General features: G+C 58.6%; 8 protein-coding genes. 5 read left to right on the forward strand and 3 right to left on the reverse strand.

The window, feature by feature from the left end:
- Window positions 1-135: 135 nt before the first annotated feature.
- Complete coding sequence (locus ACFSR7_RS09060) at window positions 136-975, reverse strand: AraC family transcriptional regulator (protein WP_378160721.1); 840 nt, start codon at window positions 973-975, stop codon at window positions 136-138.
- Between the two features lie 178 nt (window positions 976-1,153).
- Here ACFSR7_RS09060 and ACFSR7_RS09065 point away from each other — a divergent pair, with 178 nt between their 5' ends.
- Window positions 1,154-2,545, forward strand: coding sequence for a family 4 glycosyl hydrolase (locus ACFSR7_RS09065; RefSeq protein WP_378160723.1), 1,392 nt, complete (start codon window positions 1,154-1,156; stop codon window positions 2,543-2,545).
- Between the two features lie 637 nt (window positions 2,546-3,182).
- Here the strand turns inward: ACFSR7_RS09065 and ACFSR7_RS09070 are convergent.
- Both ACFSR7_RS09070 and ACFSR7_RS09075 read right to left on the reverse strand, forming a co-directional pair.
- Window positions 3,183-4,820 (reverse strand): response regulator, encoded by a 1,638-nt coding sequence (locus tag ACFSR7_RS09070; RefSeq protein ID WP_378160725.1) that lies wholly within the window; start codon window positions 4,818-4,820, stop codon window positions 3,183-3,185.
- Window positions 4,821-4,977: 157 nt separating this feature from the next.
- A complete protein-coding gene (locus tag ACFSR7_RS09075) occupies window positions 4,978-6,513 on the reverse strand; it encodes a glycoside hydrolase family 31 protein (RefSeq protein WP_378160727.1) in 1,536 nt (511 codons plus the stop codon).
- Between the two features lie 245 nt (window positions 6,514-6,758).
- Here ACFSR7_RS09075 and ACFSR7_RS09080 point away from each other — a divergent pair, with 245 nt between their 5' ends.
- From ACFSR7_RS09080 to ACFSR7_RS09095, 4 genes are all read left to right on the forward strand, one after another.
- Window positions 6,759-8,117 carry an ABC transporter substrate-binding protein gene (locus ACFSR7_RS09080; protein WP_378160729.1) on the forward strand — a complete coding sequence of 453 codons (1,359 nt, stop codon included), beginning with the start codon at window positions 6,759-6,761 and terminating at the stop codon, window positions 8,115-8,117.
- Window positions 8,118-8,194: 77 nt separating this feature from the next.
- On the forward strand, window positions 8,195-9,064 hold the full coding sequence (locus ACFSR7_RS09085; RefSeq protein WP_282906634.1) for a carbohydrate ABC transporter permease: 870 nt from the start codon (window positions 8,195-8,197) through the stop codon (window positions 9,062-9,064).
- Window positions 9,065-9,076: 12 nt separating this feature from the next.
- The gene (locus tag ACFSR7_RS09090; protein ID WP_378160731.1) at window positions 9,077-9,913 is read left to right on the forward strand and encodes a carbohydrate ABC transporter permease; all 837 of its coding nucleotides are present in this window, start codon (window positions 9,077-9,079) and stop codon (window positions 9,911-9,913) included.
- A gap of 457 nt (window positions 9,914-10,370) precedes the next feature.
- Complete coding sequence (locus tag ACFSR7_RS09095; RefSeq protein ID WP_378160733.1) at window positions 10,371-16,802, forward strand: S-layer homology domain-containing protein; 6,432 nt, start codon at window positions 10,371-10,373, stop codon at window positions 16,800-16,802.
- Window positions 16,803-16,818: the final 16 nt, after the last annotated feature.

Here is a 16,818-nt window from a genome sequence, read left to right on the forward strand (position 1 = left end):
ATTGGCATGAAAAGATATTTGCAGGCATTGCGGCGACAGAACGACGCTGGCGGCGATACGCTGGCCCGTGGGAAGGCTGTCGGACGAGCCGTCGATAGACTTTCGCACGACCCCAGATTCGGATCGGATAGATGCCTACACAAACTTGGACGGCGGCACGCGATAGTGTTTTTTGAACGCCTTGGAAAACGTGAACGGATCGGGATATCCGAGCAAACCCGCGATTTGCTGAACGGAATAATTTTTTCGATAAATATATTCCCTGGCTCTGTTCATTTTCACTTGGAATAAATATTGTCCCGGCGTAATGCCAAGCGATTTTTTAAAATAGGAAATAAAATACTTCTCGGAAATTCCCGCCAATGCAGCCAGCTCGGCCATTTTAATCGGCTGGTGCAGATGGGCGTCGATATATTGGAAAATCGGCTGCAACGTGTCCAGATTTCGTTCGGACCTTCGCGGCGTTTTGCCGTTCAGGAAAGCGCCAGTATAGCGGTCTTGACCGTACAGCTCGATGATTCTGGCGATGACCGCGGTCAGACCGGCCTTCAGATACAATCGGCCGCCGGGCGTTCCTCCCCTTTCCGTCGCTCGTCCGAACGATTCGGCGAACAAGCGTGTTTCTTCGCCAATGAGTTCACGCCGAATAATGCCCGATAACGGAAAGTCTTTTAAAATTCTCTGCTGCCCGCCGATCCCGTACTCGAAATGAATGTACATAAACCTGCAGCCCTCGGCTGGTGCGGAAGCTCGATACGGAATCTGGGGGTAGAAGAACACGACGTCGCCTGCGCTTGCCGTATGTTCGGTTCCATCGATTTGAACTTGGACTTGCCCGGACTGAACGAACCAGAGATCGTAGTCGCTGTGCGTCTTGTGCTCGATCCAATCCCGCCCGTGATCTTCCTCGTTGAAGGAGTTGATTCGAATCGAGATCATCTCCGACAGCTCGTCGAAAATGAACATATCCGCCATGATAATCCCCCTATTAGACATTCTTATCAGAAACCCATTATATCACTGGCTGAATGGACGGATTAACATCTTACTATTTGACATGAACATCGAACCATCGCATATTCTCCATTTTCCCCGGTCTTTTATAATGAAGCCGTAGCCAAATGGAGTTATCACAAAATGGGAGGTCCTAGTGTTGATCGATTCAAACGGACGGCATCCGAAGGTCGTCGTCGTCGGAGCGGGCAGTCTGTTTTTCGGGCGTCAGTCGATATGGCAGATGGTTCACTCTCCTTATTTGAACAGCGGCACGCTGGCCCTGGTGGACACGAACGAAGAGCGGCTGTCCAAGATGGTCCGGCTTGCTAGGATGGTGGCGCAGGAGAACGGCGTGCCCTTGAAGGTGGAGGGATCGACGAATCGCCGGGAGGTGCTGGAGGGGGCGGACTTCGTCGTGCTCAGCTTCGCGGAGGACACGGTCAAGTACCGCGGCATCGACTGCGAGGTGTCGCTGAAGTACGGGATTCGCATGTGCTCGGGGGATACGATCGGACCGGGCGGCATCTTTCGGGCGATGCGGGAGCTGCCAGTCATTGTGGCATGCGCCAAAGACATCGAGGAGCTGTGTCCTGACGCCTGGGTGATTAACTACATTAATCCGTCTACCGTTCACGGCATCGCGCTCAGCCGTTACGCGCCGAAGCTCAAGAGCTTCGCACTGTGCGACAGCCATCATATGCCGCACAAAAAAGCGTATTACGCGGTTCGGGCGGGTATCATCGGGGATCCGGGCGAATTTATCGACGAGATCGACCGGCAGTTCGATTTCCGCGTGGCCGGGGTCAATCACTTCACTTGGCTGCTAAAGGCGGAGCATGAGGGAAGGGACGTCATGGCCCGGATCGCCGAGTCGCTCCGGGCGTCGGCCGGCACGGAAAACGACGGCGGGGACAAGGGCGCCAAAGCGCTTTATAACGATGCTATCACGTACGAGCTGTACGATATTTTCGGCTATATTCCGACCTGCACGGCCCATACCAAGGAATACGTGCGATTCTGGCAAGGTCTTGGCAAGACGAAGGACGCGATCCCGCCGCTGTCGATCTGGGAGACGGAGGACCGGTATTTGCGGCACGAGGAGATGTGGCAGCAGGTGGACGGCTTCCTGTCCGGCCGCTTGCCGATTGCGGACTATATGAAGTCGTTCGGTCCCGACCATGCCACCGATATCATCGAAAATATGGTAGGGAATCTGGGCAAGCGCTTCTTCCTGAATACGTTGAACCGCGGAGCCGTTACCAATATGAACGACGATGCGTTTTTGGAGCTGCTCTGCGAAGTCGGGCGGGACGGGATCAAGCCGTTGCCTGTAGGCGAGATGCCGCGGGGTATCCGCGGCATGCAGGAGCAAGTGCTGGACACGCACGAGCTGACCGCGGAGGCCGTCGTGGAGCGCAGCTACGCGAAATTGCGCAGGGCGATGCTGTCCGATCCGTTGGTCAGCTCGATTCACGACGCGGATCTGATCATCCGCGAGCTGTTGGAGCGGGAGCGGGACATGATTCCGAAGGAATGGTACAAGGAATAGGATATTGAGCGGACGAAGATAAAACAGGAGCTGTCTCATAAGTCACGAGATGACTGACGGGGCGGCTCTTTCGCTATCCCGGATAACGAATTTTCCAAGCCGGCGCTCAGGTAAGTGTAAAAGGGGCAGGCTGGCGGATAGGTGCCGCGAAGCCACGAAGAGGTTCTGTCCAGAGCTACATTGCCCTCGCATGCTGCCGTGTTGTTCATTCGCCGAAATGCCTGCAAATATACATCTATTTCCGTCAATGTCGGCCCCTTTCAACAGGATAACTGCAAATGTGCAGGCATTTTCCTTCATCGGCCGGGTTTTTGGCTTGCGCTCTGCAATTGCCTGCACATTTGCAGGTATTTCCTCCAGTGGCGCGAGCCGACAGAAAATACATGTACAAATGCAGTTTTGGGGCCTGCCAACCTTCCGATAAGCCGTCATGCCGAAAGCGCGCTAACCTGTCACAAATCGCCGCCCAATTTATACTTTCTGAAACGAGCAAAAGCGTGCCGACCTCCTAGGGTCGGCACGCTTTTTGCAGTCTAAGGCTCATCTATGCAATGATGGAGCGCTCGCCCGGCAAGGGGCGCAGCGGCACGGGCACAGGCCTGTCTATCGCCCAGCGGATCCGCTAATCGTTCCCCGGTCAGGAGGATTTGTTCCGGTAGTCTTGCGGCGTCAGGCCGTAATGCTCCTTGAACAGCTTGATGAAGTACTGCGGCTTGTGATAGCCGATCGCCGAAGCGACGTCGCTGACCTTGAGGTCGGGCTGCTCGAGCAGCAGCTCGCGTGCCCGCTGCATACGCGCCCGGTACAGATAGTCGCTTATATTTTCGCTCATCTTGCTCTTGAACAGCGAAGACAGATACGCCGGATGCAGGCCGACGTGGTCCGCCGCCGACTGGAGCGTGGCATCGGCGAGCCGTTCCGCGATGAACTGCTGCACCTTGCGGATGAGTGCGGCCTGCTCGTTGTTCCATTCGCTCTTGGTCATCTCCTGCAACTGATCGAGCGTGTGCGCGACCCAGTCCTGGAGCTGGCGCATCTGACGGAACCGGCCGGCGTCGCCGGGCCTGTCGGGCTCGGACGGAAAGACGTCGTGGAGACTGAGCCCGTTTTTGTGGGCAAAGAAACTGAAGGCGCCCATGGCGTGATAATAGAGTTCGAGCAGCGTCTCCCGCGATTCCATCCCTTTGTCGGCCACCTCCTGGAAGACCGTGTCCCACTTCAAGCGGATCGCCTCCCACTGGCCGATCTCGGACAGCTGAATGAACGTCGGCGACTCGTACAGGCTGTGAATGCGGTAGGGCATCTCGGGCGTGGCGGCGTCCTGCAGGCGGATGAGCAGATCGGTCCCGCCGCCGAGCTGGCGGGCGAATACGGCGAGCGAATCCCGGTACATGCCGCGCAGGCCGCGCGACATGACCTGCCAATCGCTCAGGACGATCGAGACGCTGCTCTTGAGAAACTGCCTGACATGCTGCTGCAGCCGCGAGGCGAGATGCTCGAACGATTGCTGCCGGGCAAGCTCGGGCTGCGGATCCTGCGCCAGCCACGATTCCTCCCGGACCTTAAGGATAAACACCTCGTAATCGTAGGCATCGCGGCCGTGCCAGACGTGGAACAGATCCGAGAACGTCTCCTCCGCGATATTGACGACGGCGGAGGCGAGCAGGGAATGGTCCCGCCAGTTCAGCTCCTCCGCGGACGACTCGATGCGCAGCAGACACATCGCCGTCAGGTCTCCCGGGCGAAACGGCAGCTGGTAATAAGCCAGCTTCTCCTCAAGCAGCTCGGGCGGCAGCTTCCGCCCTTGCAGCAGATCCGTCAGCAGCTTTTCCCTGAACAGCGGCATATGCTCGCGGACCATATCCATGGCCTTCTGCTGCCTGCCGCGCTCGTCCCATTCAAGGCGAAGCGCCTCCGTCAACCGGCGTACCGTGCCGGCCAGCTCCTCGTGATCCACCGGCTTGAGCAGGTAGCCGTCGACCTGCTGCCGGATCGCCTCCTGCGCATAATCCCATTCCCCGTAGCCGGACAGCAAGATGCTTTTGAAGTGCTTGTCGTATTTTTTGAGCTGCTGGATCAGCTCCAGGCCGGAGATGCCGGGCATTCGGATATCGGTGAGGACGATGTCGACGGGGCAGGTCTTGCAAAATTCAAGCGCCTCTTCGCCGGAAAACGCCTTGTGCACCTTGCCGATCCCCAGCTCCTGCCATGGCATGTTGCGTTCGAGGCTGTCCACGAGGTGAGAGTGGTCGTCGACGATTAGCAGCTCATACATGCGTTCTCCCCCCATGGTTCGATTCCTGCGATTTATTGCAATTCGTTGCGAATCGTTATAGTGCATTTCGGTTCATTGTGAAATTACGGTTCATTGCAGATTTACGGATCATTGCAGATTTACGGATCATTGCGAATTTACGGTTCATTGCATACGCCTACTGCTTACGATACCACGGCAGCCGCGATAGCGGCGCCTCGATCTCAAGCGCGGCGGGGCCTTCGACGAGGCTGCCGTCATCTCCGAGCCAGCGGCCTTCAGGGAAATGAACGACTCTGGCCGTCTGTCCCTTGACGACGACCGGCGCGACGAGCAGGTCCGAGCCGAGCAGGAACTGATCTTGCACAAGCTCGTAGCCTTGGTCCGGGTACTCGAACGCCAGGCTGCGCAGGATCGGGAGACCGTCGACTGCCGCCTGGCGGGCGAGCGCCAGCAGTTCCTCTCCGAGCTCGGTGCGCAGCCGCACGGCGTCCAGCGACCAGGCCAGCTCGTCGCCGCTCAGCACGCGCCAGGGCGCCATGGAAAACTGCATGACCGGGAACAGCGCGGCGCACTGGGCATAGCGGACGAACAGCTCGCTGTCGAAGCGGAAGTCGGGGGCGTTGATGTCGCCGTCCATGCCGCCGCCGATCATGTCGGGACAGTTGAACGCATAACCGAGCAGCCCCTGTGCGATGGCGTTCGGGATCAGGCCGCCGAGCCCGCCCGCGTCCCAGGTATGCGTCTTGTCCCGCTGGCGCTGGATGAGCGCCTGACCGCCGAGCTTCCAGCACATGCGCAGCTCGATGAGCGAGTAGCCGACGCCGAGGGACGCGTAGGCCTCGCAATCCTCGAGCTGGCGCAGCGGACGCGACCAGGCGACGGGCTGCGTCACGTCAGGCGCGCCCGGCAGGATCGGCTCGCCGGCGTCGAGCTTGAAGCCGTCCACGCCGTAGTCCGCGATCAGCCGGTCCATCTGCCGCCTGAACCAGGCCGCGCCTTCCGCCTTCGTATAGTCGATGACGGCGCTGTAGCCGTTCCACCATTGACGGAGCACTGGCGCTCCGTCCGCGCCGATCATGAGGAGCCCGCCGCTGCGGAGCGCCTTGAAGATCGTGCTGTCCGGGCTCACATAAGGGCACATCCACAGCATCACCTTGAAGCCCATGCGGTGCAGCTCTTCGACCATGGCAGCCGGATCAGGGAACCGGTGCTTGTCGAAGTCCCACATGCCGTAGTCTTTCATCCAGTTGTCGTCGACGATGAGGATGCCCGGCGGCAGTCCGTTCGCCAGGATCGATTCCGCGTAGCGGATAATCTTGTCCTGCGTGGGCGCGTAGAACATCTCGATCCAGGTGCAGTATTGCGGCGCCGTGAAGGCAAGCGCATCGGGGATCCGGCCGGACGGCGGGAAATGGGCGCCGCTGGCATGCATGTATGCGCCCTTGAGCGAACCATGTCCTTCTTCCAGGATAACCTCGCCGGCGCCTGGCGAGACGGTCAGTCCTTCCTCGTCGGCGCGGAAGGCGAAAGGTTCCTCGCTCCATAGGTATCTTCCTTGGCTGGATATAAGCAGGGGAGAGGCCTGATTGTCGTCCGTCATGCGCAGATCTCTCGCATGGGCCGTGCGTCCGAACGGCATGGCGCTGCCTTCGTTGATCACGCCCCCCCACCAATATTCGCCGGGCAGCCTGGCTATAGATATGTCGTTCATGGCTTGATTCTCCTTGTCTGTAACGGACGGATGCGGGCGGATGCCATCGGTTTTTGCGTCCTCGTTCAGCTGAATTTTTGCTTCAGTTTTAATTATGCAGACAACGCAGACGACAGGAAAGGGGATCTAAAGAATGTGGTTTCAATCTTAAAATCGGGGCATATCAACGCGCAAATCCTGTGCTTTATGATGAGATCGTCAAGAGCTCACGACGATCATCAGCCAAATACGAGGGGGATATCACGATGAACGTAACAAAGAAATCGAAAGCGGCTTCGGCGGCCGGCGTACTGCTCGTCGCTTCGCTGGCGCTGGCTGCCTGCGGCGGCAACTCGAATAACGGAGGCAACGCGGCAAGCAGCGCGCCGGCTTCGGCAGGGGGCGCTTCGAGCCCCGCGGCCAGCAAGCCGGCAGGCGGCGACAGCGGCAAAGCCGTCACGATCTCCTATACGATCTGGGACAAGAACCAGCAGCCGGCCATGGAGGCGATCGCCAAGGCGTTCACCGATCAGAACCCGAACATCAAGGTCAAGGTCGACGTCATCCCTTGGGGCGACTACTGGACCAAGATGTCCGCGGCCGCGCCGGCAGGCACGCTGCCCGACGTCTTCTGGATGCACGGCGGCCAGTTCATCAAGTATGCGACGGGCCAGTTCCTCGAGCCGATCACGGACAAGGTGCAAGCGGGCGAGATCGATCTGAACAACTACGCCTCGAACCTCGGATCGATTTACACGCTCGACGGGCAAAATTACGGCATTCCGAAGGATTTCGATACGATCGGCCTCGCGTATAACAAGGAGCTGTTCGATCAGGCGAGCATTCCATATCCGGACGATACGTGGACCTACGAGAAGCTTGCCGAAGTAGCCAAGAAGCTCAGCCAGCCGGACAAGGGCATCTACGGCTTCGGCGCCAAGCTCGATACGCAAGCCGGTTACTGGAACGACATTCTGGCGAACGGCGGCTACATCCTGAACGACGACATGACGAAGTCCGGCTATGACGAGCCGGCTACCATCGAAGCGCTCAAAGCCCGCTACCAGCTGATCCTCGACAAGGCTTCGCCGACGCATCAGCAGATGACCGACACGGACGCGGTCGAGATGTTCAAGTCCGGCAAGCTCGCGATGATTTTCGACGGCTCGTGGGATAACGGCAACCTGGCAAGCAGCGACGTCATCAAAGGCAAGTACGACTGGGCGAAGCTGCCGAGCGGCAAGGTCAAGCGCGGCAACATCATCAACGGCCTCGGCAACGTGATGTCCGCGAAGGGCAAGCACAAGGACGAGTCCTGGCAGTTCCTGAAGTTCCTCGGCTCGAAGGAAGCGGCTGACATTACGGCGCAAATGGGCGCGGCGATCCCGGCGTTCAACGGCACGCAGGATGCATGGGTGAAGTCCAAGCCGGACTTGAACCTGCAGGTGTTCATCGACCAGACGGCGGACGCGGTCCCTTATCCGAGCGGCTCCAAGTCGTATCCGGTCTGGTTCGCGAAGGAGAGCGAGATCATGTCCCAGGCATGGGGCGGCGCGATCTCGGTCGAAGAAGGCGCCAAGAAGGTCGCCGAAATGATGAATCAGGCGATCGCGGACGCGAAGTAAGCATCGTCTCAAAGAGGTAATATCGTCGAAGGCGATCCCGCTATCGGGACGCCTTCGGCCATGATGGGGTGAAGGAAATGCATTCGAGAAGCAGATACGCATGGGCGTATATCATGATCGCCCCTACCTTGATCGGGACGCTGGTATTCTGGCTGTGGCCGGCGATCTACTCGGTTTATCTGGGCTTCCTGAAGTCCGAAAATTTCGGCATGGACAATCACTGGGTGGGTCTCGCCAACTATGAGCGTTTGTTCAAGGACGACGAGTTCTGGCAAAACCTTCGCAACACGATGCTGTACGTCGTGCTGTTCGTGCCGCTGACGATCGTGCTGTCTACGTTTTTCGCCGTTCTGATGAACGCGAAGATCAAGGGCAGGTCCGTTTACCGGGTCATCTATTTTCTGCCGCAGGTCACGATGGCCGCCGCAGCTGCTATGGTGTGGGTCATTATTTTCGCACAGGACTACGGCCTGCTGAACTCCGTGATCGGCACGCACATCGCCTGGATCTCGGACAAACGGTTCGCCATGTACGCGCTCGTCATGGTAGGCGTATGGGGCGCGATCGGCTTCAACATGCTGCTGATCCTGGCCGGTCTCCAGGGCATCCCGCGTCCGCTGTACGAAGCGGCAGAGCTCGACGGCGCCGTCGGCTTCCGCAAGTTCCGCTATATTACGCTCCCGCTGCTGACGCCGACGCTGTTTTTTACGTCCATTGTGCTCGTCATCGGCGCCACGCAAATTTTCGACAGCATCTACCTGATCATCGGCAAGACGAACGTCGCGCTGCCTTCCGTGCGCTCGCTCGTTTACGCCTATTACCAGAATTCGTTTATCTACTACGATCAGAACTACGGGGCGGCAATCGTCAATATTCTGCTGCTCATCAACCTGATCCTGACCGGCTTCCAGTTCCTGATGCAAAAAAAATGGGTGGTTTACGACTGAGGAGGTACGAATATGAGCGGCGTCGCCTCTGCCAAGCGTAGAAGCAATATCGTCATTCACTTGATTCTCATCGCGGGAGCCGTCATCATGGTGCTTCCGTTCCTCTGGATGGTCCTTACGTCGCTCAAGACGACGACGGAGGCAACCCAGATTCCGATTCGACTGTTCCCTGCCGAGCCCAGCCTTCGCGGCTATAAGGATGCGCTCGCGCAGTCCCCTTTTCTGCACTATTACGCGAATACGCTGATGTCGGCGTTCATGAAGACGGTGTTTCCCGTCATTTTCAGCGCCATGGCGGCGTTCGCGTTCGCGCGCATTCGCTTCCCGGGCAGCGCCCTGTGCTTCTTCCTGATCATCTCGGTCATGATGGTGCCGAACCCGGTGTTTTACACGCCGCAATATATGATGATGAGCAAGCTCGGACTCGTCAACTCGGTGACCGCGCTCTGGATCGCCTCGCTCGTCAGTCCGTTCGCGACCTTCTTGCTGCGTCAATTTTTCCTCGGCATCTCCAAGGAGCTGGAGGAGGCCGCCGTGCTCGACGGCTGCAATCCGTTCCAGATCTTCCGCCACATCATGCTGCCGCTCGTGAAGTCGGCGCTGGTGGCCATCGTCATCATCCAGCTGCTCTGGTCCTGGAACGACCTGCAATGGCCGCTCATTATCAACAGCTCGCCCGAGAAGCTGACGCTGTCGGCAGGACTTGCGACGCTCGTCTCCATGTTCGGCACGGACTATCCGGTGCTCACGGCCGGCGCGTTCATGGCCGTCATTCCGATGCTCGTGCTGTTCTTTATCTTCCAGCGGCGGTTCATCGAAGGCGTTGCGTTTAGCGCGAGCAAGGGCTGAGGCTGATAGGCGCTAAGGAAGGTTGCCGGCAAATCTTGCGGAACGGCTCTGTTTGTGGCGGCCCTTCGGTGCGATAGCGGAAAGAATTTCCGTTATGCCTAAGCATGGGGCGGCCCTGCGCTGCGATAGCGGAAAGAATTTCCGTTATGCCTAAGCATGGGGCGGCCCTGCGCTGCGATAGCGGAAAAAATGTCCGTTATGCCTATGCCCGAGGCGACACTTCATCGCTATAACGAAAAAAATTCCTTTATAGCTTTGATCGAAGTTACGAAACGGAGTCGTAGTGGCAAATTTGCAGCTATGGTTATGCCTTGCAAGGAGCGATCCCGCTGTTGAGATGCACAAGGACCTTTTTACTTGAAATAGAAGGGAGAACGGCGATTCTAATCGTCGGCAGACCCTTCAAGGCTTTTGTGGTAACGCTATCATTGGTAAAAAACAATCAAGGAGGATTCCGATGAATCCATTATCGGCTCGTCAGATCCGAAAATCGTCCTTCAGCGTTTTTCTTGCGATGTGTATGCTCCTAAGTACCGTGCTGGCGAATACGGCGCCAGGCAGCGCCCATGCCGCGGGCCCAGATCCGACGCGCGTGCCGGTCAATCCCTATCCGAGCCCGGTGGCGGACAGCGCGCTGGCCAGGCACGATCTGACCGCAGCGCCCAGTCCGCTGGACAATCCGCTCAAAGGCTTCGCACCCTTTTATCCGTGGGACAACGAGGCCTCGCTTCCCCACAGCCTCGAGTGGTTCTACGTGCCGCTCAGGGCGGTCATGAACGGCCCGAATTCCTTCACGTTCGACGCGGGGATCGAGCCGCAGCTGAATGCCATTGCCGCACGCGGCAATCAGGCGGTGCTTCGCGTCTATCTGGAATATCCCGGCGAAGCCGACGCGATCCCGCAGTTCATGCATGACGACGGCATTGAGATTCGTCACAACGATGCCTTCAATCAGGACGAACCCGACTATGACGATCCGCGCATGGTCACGTATTTGACCAACTTTATTAAAGCGTTTGGCGCCAAATACGACGGCGATCCGCGCATCGGCTTCATCCATATGGGCCTGGTCGGTTTATGGGGCGAGTGGCATACCTGGCCGTACGATACGGATACGAGCAGCGACAGCTATCCGGACCATATGCCGAATGCAGACACGATCAACGCTATTTTTAACGCCTACGACACGGCCTTTAATCACACTAAATTAGAGGTCCGCAATCCCGGCCTGCCCAATGCGGGCGATTACGACATCGGATACCATGACGACTCGTTCGGCTATAAGGAAGGGGATCCGCTGCAGAGCGTGACCCAGCCGGAGAGCATGGGCGGCGCCTATTATTCGTTCATGACGCAGATGCTGGATGCCGGCTCGGAGAACAAGTGGATCACGGAATCGATCGGCGGCGAAGTCCGTCCGGAGATTCAGGAGCGCTTCTTCAGCGGCGGCACCGACGTCGACAATGCGATCGACGATATCGAGCTCACGCATGCAACGTGGATGATCAATCATAAAGGCGTCGGCAGCTACAGCGCGAACGATGCCAAGGTGGCTGCGGGCATCCGCAAGATGGGCTACGATCTGAACGTGAAGAGCGCTTATTACAACAATGTAGCGCAGGGAGCTCCGCTTAAGATCGGCGTAGCTATTCAGAATAACGGCGTGGCGCCGTTCTCCTATCCCTGGAAGGTACAGCTGGGCGTGAAAAACGCATCCGGCAAGCTGGTCAAGCAGTGGGATACGTCCTGGGATATCACGAAGGTCCAGCCTTCGGAGATCCGCACGTATCCGGAATGGAACGTAGCTGGCAATCCGAAGTATGTGCCGTTCGGCGAGCCGTATTATTTTGATACGACCATCAACGATCCGGCCTTAAGCGACGGTTATTATTACCTGGTCATGAAAGTCGTGAATCCGCTCGAGGCGATCAGCGGCAAAGCGAAGCAGGTGGGATTCGCCAACGCGGATCAGGACAAGGAAGGCTGGCTTAATCTCGGCACGGTGCTGATGGGCAACTGCGCGTCGCCATGCACGCAGCCGCCGACAACGCCTCCGCCTCCGCCGACGAAGCTGCTCGTCGATAATTACGACGGAACGCCGGCCTGGTCGGGCAGCACGCAAAACGATCTGAATCAATGGACCGGCTCCAGCAACTTTGCGAATGGCAGCGGCGCAGGCGTCGTTGAAGACGGCGCGCTCATCCTTCAATATCAGAATATGTCGCGGTTAGAGACGAATATCGGCCGCAATCTGGCCGCTACGAGCAAGCTCGTCATTCGGGCGAAAGGCGCCGTCGGCGGCGAAGAAAGCCAGATCAGCCTCACGATCGGCGGCGTCACCAAGACGCTCGGCCAATTCAGCGGCGACACCCTTACGACAAGCTATAAGGATCTCGTCATCGATCTGCCTGCAAAAGGCGTGGATCTGTCGCAGACGATCTGGAGCATCGCCCTCGCGCAAGCGACCTGGAATACGACGGGCACGATCTATATCGATGAAATTTACTTCACGGACAAATACGAATCGGATGCGGAAACAGGCGGCGGTAACGGTAATGGTCCGGACACGCCGACGAATCCGGGCACCGGCACGGCCGGGCTGATCGAAGACTTCGAGTCTTATGCGGACGATACGGCCATCAATCAAGCATGGACGGAAGCCTGGTCCGACAAGCCGGGCTCGGTGACGAGAGCGCTCGGCCAGGCGAGCGGGAGCAAGGGCCTCCGGCTGTCCGTCGCCACCGCGGATTCGGAATGGGCGAATATCATCCATGCGATCCCTGAAGGCAAGCGGGATTGGTCCCGATACGACGGCCTAAGCATCTGGGTCAACAACACGACGAGCGACAGCAAGGACTTCAGCTTGAACGTCGCGCTCGAGACGCCTGTTGCGAACGGAGAGTTCGGGTTAAAGGACGGCGGATCGGCGTACACGCTCGCCGCGGACGGAAGCTGGCGCGCAGCGGCGTTCAATGGCGCTTCGCTGAACGTTCCGGCAGGCTTCAGCGGCGTCGTCAGAATCCCTTGGGATCAATTCGTTCAAGCGGCCTGGCAGTGCGACGGCGATCAGGCGGCATGCGCGGCCGCGCTGGACCCGAGCGAGATCGACGGCCTTCAGTTCGGCTTCCCGCCGAAGGGCTACATCCACAATGTCGTCACGGTCGACGACATCGCGCTCTATCGGGCAGACCGCAGCCTGGACAGCTTCGATACCTATGCGGACGATGCCGCGCTGCAGAACGTCTGGAAGATCGACTGGGAGGACGGCGATCCGTCCGTACTTCGGACGCTCGACAAGGTAAACGTGGCGAACGGCACGCAGGCGATGAAGTTCTCCGTCTCCCCGACGCCCGGCAAGTCTGCGTCCAATTGGATCAATATCAAGCGCGCGGCGTTTACCGGTACGGATACGGAATGGACCGACTACGACGGTCTAACCTTCTGGGTGAACAATGCGTCGCCGAGCGGCAAAAGCATGGATCTCAACGTAGCGCTCGTTACCGATGCGTCGAAAGGCGAGTTTTCCTTAAAAGCCGGAGCCGCCGTCAAGTTCTATAACGCTGCGGACGGCTGGAAGACGATCACGCTTAGCGGAGGCTCGCTGTCGATCGCCGCGGGCTACAAAGGGATGGTCCGCATTCCTTGGGACGCCTTCGCCCAATCGTCCTGGCAGGGCTGCGGCGCTTGCGACGCCGCATTCGACAGAAGCAAGGTGCTGCAAATTCAGTTCGGCTTCGGCCCGGCCGGCCAATCGGACAATGTCCTCACAATCGATGCGCTTGGCTTGTATGCGCTGGCGGGCAGAACGAGCGGCGGCGACGGAGGTCCTTCCGGACCTGAGCCTGTCGACCACCCGAGCGCGCCGGCATGGGCGACGGCAGAGGGAACGCACGCCCTCACGTATAGCCAGGCACCCGTAGATAATCCGCTCAAGGGCTTCCTTCCTTTCTACGATGCATCCGAGGAAGCGTACTTCACGGCAGGCGACGATTGGCGAGACCGTCCGACCCAGCTGCCGTACAGCATGGAGTTTTTCTATCTGCCGCTGAGCAAGCTGATGAACAACCTGAACGACTTCGATTGGACGGAGCTCGACAAACGGCTGGAAGCCGTAGCCGCCAGAGGCAATCAGGCCGTGTTCAGAGTGTATCTGGACTATCCGAACAAACCTTCGGGCATCCCGCAATTCCTGATCGACGAAGGGCTGAAGACGTTTGCCTATGAAGGCTATGACAACGGCAAGGACGCCACGAGCCTGGCGCCCGATTACAACGACGAACGCTTGATGGGCGCTTTGGACAATTTCATCGGCGCGCTTGGGGCGCGTTATGACGGCGATCCCCGGATCGGATTTATCATGATCGGCTTGATCGGCTTCTGGGGCGAGTGGCATACGTACCCGTATGACGGCAATTTAAAATCGCCGAACCTGATGCCGACCGACGCCAATCTCAAGCGCGTGCTGACCGATATGGACGATGCGTTCGACAGCACCAAGCTTGTGCTGCGGTATCCGATGGACAACGCCACGCTCAAGACGACGAATTTCGATGTCGGCTATCACGACGATTCGTTCGCGTTCCAGACGCTCCCGCCGAGCCTCGGCGGTCAAAGCTGGCATTTCTGGGGCCGCATCAAGGATGCGTCGGCCACGGAATTCTGGAAGAAGAACGCCATGGGCGGGGAGATGCGGCCCGAGATTCAGGTGAAAATGTGGAACAACGATCCGCCGCGCTACAATGAGCCGTCGACGCCGATCGAAGGCGCGCAGGGCGAGGATTATTACACCAGCCTGAATCTGACCCACGCCTCCTGGCTGATCGCGCAAGGCATCTTCCAGACGCCGCTGGACGCCGATGCGCTGGCAAGAGCGACGGAAGGCTCGCGCAAAATGGGTTACGAGTACTACGTACCGACTGCCTACTTGGATGCGGCTAACGGCAACCTCAAGGTCGGCGTAGAAGTCGAAAACAAAGGCGTAGCGCCTTTCTATTACAATTGGAAGGTGGAGCTCGCAGCCCAAACGGAAAACGGCATCGTCAGCATCTGGGAACCGGGTTGGGATCTGAAAGATTTGCTGCCGAATACAAACGGGTTCGACGGCAACAAGCTGTTCGAGTCGACGAACAATCCGGCACTTGGCAACGGAAGCTATCAGATTTTGATGCGTTACGTGAATCCGCTCGAGCAGGTCAATGCGGACGCCAAGCCGTTCCAGTTCGCGAATGCCGAGCAACATGACGGCGGGTGGCTGCAGCTGGGCAGCGTCGTCGTGACCGGCAGCGCGGCTGAGGCACCGGTGCGGGTAACGAGCTTAACGGCTACGACGGCAGAACAGCTGCACCTGGCGCCTGGCGCGAGCTCGCAGATCAGCGCTGCTGCTGCGCCTGCTGAAGCAAGCAACGCCAGAGTCGTATGGTCTTCGTCCGACCCTGCCGTGGCTTATGTTTCTGCAGCAGGCTTGGTCAAGGCTGTAGGCGTCGGGCAGACCGTGATCACGGCCAAGACGTCGGACGGCAATATCGCGAAGCAATTCCAGGTCACCGTGTCCTCCGGGTCCGAGCCGGAGACCAACCCGCCTTCCGGCGGTACGACCGTGACGCCCGGGACACCGGCGCTTGAGCAGACGAAGGACGGCGTCAAGCTGAGGCAGGACGCAGTGAAGACGTCGCAAACCCAAAATACGGACGGCGTCACGGAAACGACGGCAACGATCGATGCGAAGCGGCTGAAAGAGGCATTCGACGCGCTCGCGAAGCAAGCGTCGGCGACCTTAAACGCGGTCACAATCGACGTGAAAAACGACGGCGGCAGCGTGAAGTTGAACATCCCGTCTGCTGCGCTTGTCGATGCCGCGAAAAATCTGCCGGGCGCGTCCATCGTCGTGCAGACGGATTATGGCAGCTACAAGGTGCCTGTCTCCGTTCTGGGATTGACTTCAATGGCGGAGAAGCTTGGCGTAAGCGCCGATGCGATAACCATCAGAATCGATATCAACAAAATAGCAGGCGCGGCGGCAGCGCAATTGTCCGCACAGGCAGCCAAGGATGGCCTGACCTTGCTAGCCCCTGTCCTGGAATACGACATTTATGCGGAAGCAAACGGAAAATCCGTCGAGATCGCCGATTTCGGCAGCACCTATGTCGAGCGAACGATCGTCCTATCCGGTACGGTTGATCCGTCAATAACGACAGCACTGCTGTACGATCCGGCTGCAGGCACCTTCCGTTTTGTACCGGCCGTCTTCCAGGCGAGCGGCGACCGCACGGAAGCGGTGATCAAACGGAACGGGAACAGCATCTACGCGGTGGCGTCCGGCAGCAAGACATTCGCCGATCTGAACGGACACTGGGCCAAGGCGGATATCGAATCGCTGGCTTCGAAGCGGATCGTGAGCGGCGTTACGCCAAACGACTTCTCGCCGAACAGCGCGATTACGCGCGCGGAATTCGCGGCGCTGCTCGTTCGTTCGCTCGGCTTAAGCGCCCCGGCTGCGGCGGCTTCGTTCAGCGACGTCGACGAATCGGCTTGGTACAACGATGCGGTCGAACAGGCGGTGAATGCGGGTATCATCGAGGGCTATCAAAATGGTACATTTAAACCGAACGACCGGATCACCCGCGAACAAATGGCGGTCATGCTGTCCAGAGCGCTGAAATATGCAGGCCAATCCGCGGCAGCGGGCGATGCCGAGGAGACGATTCTTGCGAAGTACGCCGACCGGGGCGCGATTGGCGCATGGGCCAAACCGGCTGTAGCGCAGCTGCTCGCCGCCGACATCATTCAAGGCAGATCGGCAACGACGATCGATCCTGCCGCGAATGCGAGCAGAGCCGAAGCGGTTGTTTTGCTCAAGCGGTTTTTACAGCGCGTTCAATTTATGAACTGAATGTTTGGAGCCTCGG

Source organism: Cohnella sp. GCM10020058, from assembly GCF_042683485.1.
Classification (GTDB): domain Bacteria; phylum Bacillota; class Bacilli; order Paenibacillales; family Paenibacillaceae; genus Cohnella.

Bases quoted from the DNA above. Each gene is read 5' to 3' on its own strand.
- ACFSR7_RS09075 (WP_378160727.1), bottom strand. From the start codon at position 6,513: ATGAACGACATATCTATAGCCAGGCTGCCCGGCGAATATTGGTGGGGG.
- ACFSR7_RS09095 (WP_378160733.1), top strand. From the start codon at position 10,371: ATGAATCCATTATCGGCTCGTCAGATCCGAAAATCGTCCTTCAGCGTT.
- ACFSR7_RS09070 (WP_378160725.1), bottom strand. From the start codon at position 4,820: ATGTATGAGCTGCTAATCGTCGACGACCACTCTCACCTCGTGGACAGC.
- ACFSR7_RS09080 (WP_378160729.1), top strand. From the start codon at position 6,759: ATGAACGTAACAAAGAAATCGAAAGCGGCTTCGGCGGCCGGCGTACTG.
- ACFSR7_RS09090 (WP_378160731.1), top strand. From the start codon at position 9,077: ATGAGCGGCGTCGCCTCTGCCAAGCGTAGAAGCAATATCGTCATTCAC.
- ACFSR7_RS09060 (WP_378160721.1), bottom strand. From the start codon at position 975: ATGGCGGATATGTTCATTTTCGACGAGCTGTCGGAGATGATCTCGATT.
- ACFSR7_RS09085 (WP_282906634.1), top strand. From the start codon at position 8,195: ATGCATTCGAGAAGCAGATACGCATGGGCGTATATCATGATCGCCCCT.